This window comes from Corynebacterium sp. HMSC068G04 (genome assembly GCF_001814885.1).
GTDB lineage: Bacteria > Actinomycetota > Actinomycetes > Mycobacteriales > Mycobacteriaceae > Corynebacterium > Corynebacterium hiratae.
This window is the reverse complement of the sequence record NZ_KV818289.1, coordinates 1-7979: the sequence shown is the minus strand read 5'-3', so window position 1 is coordinate 7979 and position 7979 is coordinate 1. Positions and strand designations below refer to the sequence as shown.

The 7979-nt window shown below is 55.8% G+C and carries 5 protein-coding genes and 1 pseudogene; 2 read left to right on the top strand and 4 right to left on the bottom strand.

What is annotated here, in order from left to right; all coding sequences use genetic code 11:
* Together HMPREF2993_RS00195 and HMPREF2993_RS13300 are read left to right on the top strand one after the other, a co-directional pair.
* Window positions 1-1375, top strand: a 1375-nt coding sequence (locus tag HMPREF2993_RS00195; RefSeq protein WP_070700320.1) for a hypothetical protein, incomplete at its 5' end; no start/stop codon positions are given.
* A 255-nt stretch (window positions 1376-1630) separates the two neighbouring features.
* Window positions 1631-2870 (top strand): annotated as a pseudogene (locus HMPREF2993_RS13300) (IS3 family transposase).
* A 28-nt stretch (window positions 2871-2898) separates the two neighbouring features.
* Here the strand turns inward: HMPREF2993_RS13300 and HMPREF2993_RS00190 are convergent.
* The 4 genes from HMPREF2993_RS00190 to HMPREF2993_RS00175 form a co-directional block, all read right to left on the bottom strand.
* Complete coding sequence (locus HMPREF2993_RS00190; protein WP_049156256.1) at window positions 2899-3714, bottom strand: ABC transporter ATP-binding protein; 816 nt, start codon at window positions 3712-3714, stop codon at window positions 2899-2901.
* Entirely contained in the window at window positions 3714-4793 is a 1080-nt protein-coding gene (locus HMPREF2993_RS00185) for a FecCD family ABC transporter permease (RefSeq protein WP_049156286.1), read from the bottom strand. Before HMPREF2993_RS00185 ends, HMPREF2993_RS00190 begins: the two co-directional genes overlap by 1 nt.
* Window positions 4794-4834: 41 nt before the next feature.
* Window positions 4835-5992, bottom strand: coding sequence for an ABC transporter substrate-binding protein (locus tag HMPREF2993_RS00180; RefSeq protein ID WP_049156259.1), 1158 nt, complete (start codon window positions 5990-5992; stop codon window positions 4835-4837).
* 152 nt (window positions 5993-6144) lie between these two features.
* Window positions 6145-7506, bottom strand: coding sequence for an MATE family efflux transporter (locus HMPREF2993_RS00175; protein ID WP_231732355.1), 1362 nt, complete (start codon window positions 7504-7506; stop codon window positions 6145-6147).
* Window positions 7507-7979 lie beyond the last annotated feature (473 nt).

The window sequence follows — 7979 nt, the reverse complement described above, 5'->3', positions numbered from 1 at the left end:
CGACGTGTCTACTTTCCGGGGGCCAGGCCCCCGCGCCAGGCTTACCCGTGCTGAATTCAACCGGCTGATGGACGAACAAGACCCTGAGCGCCGCGAGGAAAAATGGCAGCGCGCCACCTACGTGTTCAATGAGCTAGTTATGGCAAGTACCGAGGACATGCCCGAAGAATACCGAGCCAACTGGCAGGGAGACCTCACCCTAGACGGAACACTTATTCCAGGCGTGCGCCGTGGCAACAACCGATGGACGAACCGACCGGACGATCTCATGTCCTCCGAGCCGGAGGCAGGCTGGTACTCCCGTGACGAGCGACAAGAAACACATGGCGAATCAAACCGAAAGCGAAACGCCAAGCATGTGTGGGGTTGGGAGGCCACACTTGTTGCCGGAGTCATCCGCGACCAAGGCCCATATGCACAGCCACACCTGATTATGGGCATGGCCTTCGACCGGCCCAGCCACAACCCTGCGATCCGTGGGTTGGAAGCCATGCGGCATTTAACGGATGATCCTGAGACACCTAAGGGCACAGTGGTGGGCGATCGTGCTTACTTCGCGGTGGCTAAGACCAAAGACTTCCATGAACCACTGCGCAAACTCGGCTATACCCTGGTGGGAGACTACAGAACCAATCAGCTGGGAAAGCGCGGATCCTATGAAACCATGGGGTTAGTTGAAGGCCACTGGTATTGTCCTGCCATGCCGAAACCTCTGGTGGAAGCCACCGAAGACTTCTATGCCGGACGTATTGATGAGGCCACCTACAACCAGCGGATCAACGAGCGCCGCGCCTTTGCCATGCGGAGAAAAGGCAAGAAGCTCTCCGGTGAGAGCCAGATGTTTATGTGTCCGGGACGAGGTAAAGGAAAGACACTGGCATGTCCCTTGGTGGAAAAGAGTCAGCGCCAGGACGCGAGAGACAGAGGACTACCCTCCATCTCCGGGCCAAATCTATCTACCGCGCGCAAGGCAAAAGGAAAGTGCTGTACCAATAAGGTCTCGGTAACCATCCCGAATAAGGAGGGAATGCGCTACCGCCAAACTGGCCCTGCTTTTAAGACACCGGAATGGAAGAAGGTGTATGGCACGTGGCGCAATGTGATTGAAACCCGCAACGACTATGTAAAGAACAATCGTGGTGGTGCTGCTATTGGTGACCATACGAGAAGACCTGTACGCGGTTTTGCTGCGGCCTTCTTCTATACAGCTCTTGGTGTGGTCGCGGCCAATGTATCTATGATTCGGCGTTTTCTTGGCCGGGTGGATCGGGATGAAAAGACTCCGCCTCCTGACTCTGGTAAACCTGTACCGCCGCGCGATCCGGCGCGCGAGAAGGCAAGCCCGAACGCGCCGCCTGCGCGCGAGGCCGCTTAAGACCAACTGAATACTTTTATCCATCTAGCTCGGAAAACCGATATGGGGTTCCGGGCTAGAAGTGTGATGTCTAGCGACTTTTTGGACACGGAGTCCAGGATGTTTTTGGACGGGATGTCTAGTGGCTTTTTGGACGTTTGCGGCGGTGGAATAGCCGGATGGCTGGGCCTGGCCCCCGGAAAGTAGACACGTCGGGGGTTAGCTATGAAGTGTCCCAGGTTTTGTTCCGTTTGAGTAGATGGGAAAATCTGGAACATGCCAAGAAAATTTGACCAGGATGCAAAGGACCGTGTGGTCCGTCTCGTGGAGGACCGCATCTTGGCGGAAAGCATGTCGATGCATCCCGCGTGCTAGGCAGTAGCTTCAAAGTTGGGGGTTTCATGGCACACGGCTCGTCTATGGACTTAAGCCTGCTCGTCGTGCGGGAAACATCCCAGAACCTGTTCCTGAAGATTTGGCTACCGAAAATGCCAGGCTACGCCGCGAAAATCAAGAGCTTCGAGATACCAACGAGTTGCTGAAGGCTGCGTCAGCTTTTTCGCCTCACGACCAGGCCCCAAACGTTAAGAAATGATCCGGTTCATCGATAAATACCGGAATCATTTCTCTGTCGAGTTCATCTGCACCGGAGTTGAAGATTAACCGGGCTGGTGGGTTTATCACCTCGCGTGGTTATCGCCAGTCCAAAGCCCGTGGGCTTAAGTGCTCGTCGCCTTCGTGACGCTGTGCTGATTGAACGCATTGGTGCCATTCATCGGGATAATTACGGTGTCTACGGCGTGCGGACAATGTGGCATGCGCTTGACCGTGACGGAATCGACATCGGTCGTGAGCAAACCGCCCGGCTGATGCGCTTAGCTGGTGTTTCTGGCACAGGCACAGGCGGATCACCAATCACAACCCGTACACCTCAACAGGCCGGATCTGCGCCCGGATTTGGTCGAGCGTGAGTTCAAAGCCCAAGGCCTTAAACAAGCTGTGGGTGGCCGACATTACCTACGTGCGTACGAAGAAGGGTTTTGTGTACACCGCGTTTGTCACTGACGTTTACTCCCGGCGGATCGTCGGATGGGCATTATCGGACTCGATGCGCACCGAGGTATTACCGCTGCAAGCACTCAACCAAGCGATTGTGAGCGCGAAGGAAACAACAGGCCTTATTCACCATTCGGATCACGGCTTATAGTACGTCAGCGTTGTCTACAACCAGCGTCTCGCCCAGCACGGGATTGCCGCTTCCACTGGGACCGTCGGTGACTGAAATGACAATGCTCTAGCTGAAAACGTTAACGGCTCTTACAAGAATGAGCTCATCCATACTCGCAGGTGGAATGATGTTGTCGAGGTAGAAATCGCGACGTTCGAGTGGGTGTCATGGTGGAACGAGGTAAGGCTCCACCAAAGCCTGGGATATCGAACCCCAGCCGAGGTGGAAACCGAATTGTGGAAGAAGAACCCGCAACAGGGAATAATAGAAATCAAGGAACATGCCTAGGAACAAAACTCGGGGCACTTCAAGCCCCTTATATGGCTCTGGATGTGGTGATTGCTGCAGAACCGTCATCAGTAAGGGTGACTTTTCCATCTACGCGGTAGACTTCACGTAACATTTTTGCGGTTAACACGTCCTTAGCTGCTCCGTGTGCGTATACAGTGCCCGCGTGGAGTACCGCAATGCGGTGAGCGAAGCGCGCTGCTTGTGAAAGATCGTGCATCGAAACCACGACCGCCGCGGGTGCTTCAGCTGCATAGGCGCGAATATGCTCCATGAGGATGAGCTGATTTCTTAGGTCAAGAGCGCTGGTTGGCTCGTCCAGTAGTAATGCCTGCGGCCGGCATACGATGGCCTGGGCGAAGCTTACTAATTGACGCTGGCCGCCGGAGAGCTGGGACATTGTTCGGGATTCTAGGTCTTCTAGCCCCAGCCGCGTGAGGACCGAGCTGACTCGGTCCTGTGTGGATGTGGCTACCCGTAGTCCGCTGAATCCCGTCCGGGAATGCTGGAGTGCCAGAAGTACCGATTCGAATACGGTAAGGGTGCTTTCCGGCGGGGGATCCTGTGGCAAATATACTGCCTCGGGCCCAGTGACGTCGCCGCTGAATCGGCATAGGTTAGCCATGCAGCGCAGCAAAGTCGACTTACCAGCGCCATTAGGGCCGACGAGGGCGGTGACGGTTCCAGCTTCGATCTTTGGGAGACATACGTCATTCAGTATCTGTTCGTCTCCATGGGAAAAGCACAGGTTATCTACCCGGAGTGTGGGTTCTGGCGGAACCGTGGGCGGTTGTTCCACGAGGGGGTCCTTTCTGGGGCAGGAAGTACTGGGAGAGGCGATCATTAGGTTGAGGAGACAGTTCGGGGGCGGCGTCGCAAAACAATGAGGACGACGAACACGGGAACGCCCACAATCGCGGTGATGATGCCGACAGGCAGAATCGCCCCAGGCTGGATCAGCTTGGATACCACTGAGGCTGAGGTCAGCAAAAGCGCACCTGAGATGATGGACGTGGTGAGGAAGAAGCGTTGGTCCTCACCAACGAGCATCCTGGCGATATGTGGGCCGACGAGTCCGATGAAACCAATTGTCCCGGCCATCGAAACGGCAGTTGCCGCCATAAGGGAGACTCCCACCAGCGTGTACGTGCGCAGCTTTGGGATATTGATACCCATGGACCTAGCGCGGTCGTCGCCCATTCGAAACGCGGTCAGCGTCCACGCATTGCGGTAGAAGTAAGCAATTCCGATTAGTGAGATGACCGCGAGAAGGCCGATCTGAGGCCACGTAGCGCGCGTAAGGCTGCCCAAGGTCCAGAAAACCACCTGCTCTAATTGGGTCTGCGAGGCGAGGTACTGCATTAGCGCTAGTAGAGCATCGAAGAGGAACACGATGGCTATGCCCAGCAGAATCATTCCCTCGGTACCAGAGCTCTTTGACCGAGAGAATAGGACGATCACCGCACAGGCCGCGAGGGCGAAGACCCAAGCACTGCCCGCCATTCCCAGCGCTGCCCCGATTCCCGCCGCGGTGAATCCTGAGACGGTGGCAAAGGCTGCGCCAAAGCTCGCAGCGGCGGAAATGCCCAGCGTATAGGGCTCTGCCAAGGGGTTATCCAAGATGGTTTGCATCTCTGCGCCGGCAGCAGCGAGGGTGCCACCGATGAGCACCGCTGTGACGGTCATAGGCAGACGTATATCAAAGATGATCTGCCAGTCAATTGGGCGGGAATCGCTGGGGTGAAAGAGCACGTAGAGCGCCTCATTTGCGTTCAAACTGCTGCCGATGAGGAAATCTATGGCAATGGTGACGCATAGCAGGGCCGTAAGCCCTGCGATGATCGCTACCTTTCGCCTGCTAGCTGTTCGGTACCAGTTTGACCGGGGGCGTTGCCGTTGCGGGGTAGAGTTTTGGTCGTCCACCTCGCTTCCGGTGGCAATTGATTGCGCTCGTGCTCCGTGGCTCATGGCAAACCAGTCCAGAAGGTGCCGCTAGCCTCCACAGGGAGGAATTTTTCATGTAGTTCTTCCAAATCGGCCTGCGGGTCGACATCGGAAAACAGGTCGGGGTGCATGGCTTTGGCAAACCACTCGATGGCTAGGTAGTTGTATGGGGAGTCGTAGAAGTGATGCCACGCAGCGTAGGCCCGCTTGTTCTTGACCGCCCGCATTTCCTTAAGGACAGGTTGCCCGTCAACAACGCGTTGGAAGTCTTTGGCTGCCTGTTCGGTGGACTCGTCGTAGCCCAGGGGTACAAAGCCATTCTTCTTTGGCTGCTGCTTGGCGCCGGTCCAGTCTGCGCCGGTGGCGATGATGACGTCTGGGTCTTTTTCAGCTAGCGCCTCGGGAGAGACTTGCCCCTGCTTGGCGTCGATCATATCGTCGCCCACGTTTTCGCCACCCGCTGCGTTAACAATTTGGGCTAGGTTGGACTTAGCGAAGGTAGAGCAGCAGTCGAAGTAGCCGGGAGCTCGCCAGAGGAAGGTCGGTGTGGGGGTGGCCTTGGCTTTTTCTAGGCGCTCCTGAACCATGTTCACCTTGGACTCATAGAACTCGGCATACTCTTCCGCTTCCTTCTCGTGGCCGAGTACCTTGCCGAGCAAGCGCACGCTCGGTGCGGTGTTCTTCACCGGGTCGGTAAAGTAATCGACGGTAACCGTGGGGATTCCGGCCTTTTCTAGACCGTCTACGATGCCAGCATCCTGGGCGGCTTCGAAGCTGCTTGCGGAGACAATGAAGACATCTGGACGGGAATTCAAAGCTTGCTCAACGGACATCGAGCCGTCGTAAACTTCACCAGTTTGCTCAATATCTTCGATCTCTGAGAATTTCTGTTCGTACTTCTTGTACGTGCCAGGGTCGTTCTGCTCCAGGTCATCTGGCCAGGCAACGATGCCCTGGAGCGGGTTTTCTTTGTTGAGGATGGATGTCGTGTAAAGCATCCGTTGCCCGCCCATGAGGACCCGATCGACGTTCTTCGGGACCTCGACTTCGCGCCCGAGAATGTCGGTGATCTGTTGCTTTTCTCCGTCATCTGCGGTCTGTTGTTCATCGTTAGTGCTGCAGGCAGCGGTCATAAGGAGGGCAGTGGCGGTGACGGCTGAGGCGACTACGCGGGCCATTCGGTGGTGAGGGGCGCGTGGGGTTTTAAAACCGCGAGCCCTAGTTGTCGTGAGGGACAAGGCAATCCTTTCTTCCAAGTGGATCTATTAGGTTAGCCATACCTTTGTTTATCTACAATGGGTGATGAAACTTTTACCCCCTAACATTCCCGTTAAGTCAGTTCATTCAGTCGGCGGGAATATGTGCGTAGCAGCAGTACCGCCGTGGTTGCGAAACCCATGATGAGTCCTAACCAGACGCCATATCCTTCCCATCCGAGGAGCTTTCCAAATATCAGAATCCCGGGGACGCCAACCAGCCAGTACCCGACGAGGGTGCAGCGTAGCCCTGAGGTGGTGTCTTTCAGGCCTCTCAGTAGGCCCACTGCCACGTTTTGGATTCCTTTGGCGAACTGTTGCAGTACCGCGAGACATAGGAGCAGGACGGCAATGTGAAAGGTGGTGGGATCTGCCTCTTTTAAGAAAGGATGCAGTACCCACCTGCCCAACAGAAGCCACAGCGCGCCCATTATTCCCAGATACGTGACCACGACGAACAATATGCGTCGGGTAATCTCGCGCACTGAGTCGGCACTCTCGGCCCGAGCCCTTGTGATCAGCACCGAGCCGCCGTGAGAAAAGCCGATGCACACTTGGTAAACGATGTACGCCAGTTGGTTCACAATATTGTGCGCCGCTAGCATCTGTGGGCTAAAGGTCCCCATCACTAAACCGGCGATGGTTGTTATTGCAGCCTCCGAGCCATAGGTCAGACTGACTGGTACCCCGAGGCGGACGAGGCGGCAGATAGTCTCCCCATCTCCTTTACACGGAAGGATGTGGAAATAGGGCTGTAGCTCGGGAATGCGCAGTACCACAATCCGGAAGGCCAGGAAGGTAAGCAGTTGGATGACAGTTGTAGAAAGCCCGATGCCCGCTACCTTCCAGTGATCCGAGGCTGCCCATGTCATAAATAACCAGTTCAATGCGATATTTATAAATATCGATATCAGCGTGATGGTTAACAGGGAGCCGGGTTTTCGCATGCCCACGGCGAATTGGCGCAGGACGTTGAGCCACATCATCGGGACTAACCCGGGTGCGAGCGCAAGGGTCATGGCGAAGGTGAGTTGGGCAACGTGCTTGTCGATGGGCAGAACAAGGACCAATCCGCCTAGGGCGATGACCAGTAACGCGCCGAGAATTGCAGTGCCAGTGGCCACCGCGAAGGAGGAGCGCACAGCCCGCCGGATCTGTTCTGCTCCCGCCTCGCAATTTTGACAAGAGGTTTTCTCTTTTTCCATTTTTGCTGCTGCTTCAGCCACAAGATTTGCCCCGGCCGTCACCATGCCCACGCACATCGTGCGGATCTGGTTGTAAAGCTGCATCGCTAGGCCGCCGCCGGCTATCGCCAGTACGCCCACGGACTGCAGCATCAATACGTCCGTGGTGGTCAATGCAACTCCGGCGAGTTGTACTCCAGCGATGGGAAGGGAAATTCCCAGAACTTCGCGATATTTCCGGATGGATTTCAACCTCGCAGCCACCTTCAACTTCGGACTAACATTCGTCTCGGCCCTCGCTTCTCATCTTCTAAACCTCGCCCATTTTGGCGGCTGGTCTCCAATGTGCTGCGGTTTCTAGCGGTAGATACGCAGCACATCCGATTCATTTGCGGCCTCCAGGCCGTTGAAGCGAATGGCGCTGCGATACATCTGCACCAAAGTTGCAATCGGACGCTGCCGTCTGCACCATGGAAATTAGTGGTTCGCCCCTGCGGATTCAGCTGGTGCTGGCCGATGCCCCAGCGGTACCACCGTTGGTTGAGACCGAATCCCGTTCAGGGCTGGTGTTTGCAGCGGCAGAGACTCCCTTCGGAAAGTATAAAGATTATACCTAGTTTAGGTAAGGCTACCATAATTGAAGATTTCCACTTCAAACACTTCAGGTGGAAGGAGTGTGAAGATGGATAGGAGAGCTATGCTGCTTGGGTCAGTGTAGCTGATGT

Excerpts from the sequence above, each read along its gene's own strand:
- HMPREF2993_RS00190 (WP_049156256.1), bottom strand. The coding sequence starts at position 3,714 with ATGATCGCCTCTCCCAGTACTTCCTGCCCCAGAAAGGACCCCCTCGTG.
- HMPREF2993_RS00180 (WP_049156259.1), bottom strand. The coding sequence starts at position 5,992 with ATGGCCCGCGTAGTCGCCTCAGCCGTCACCGCCACTGCCCTCCTTATG.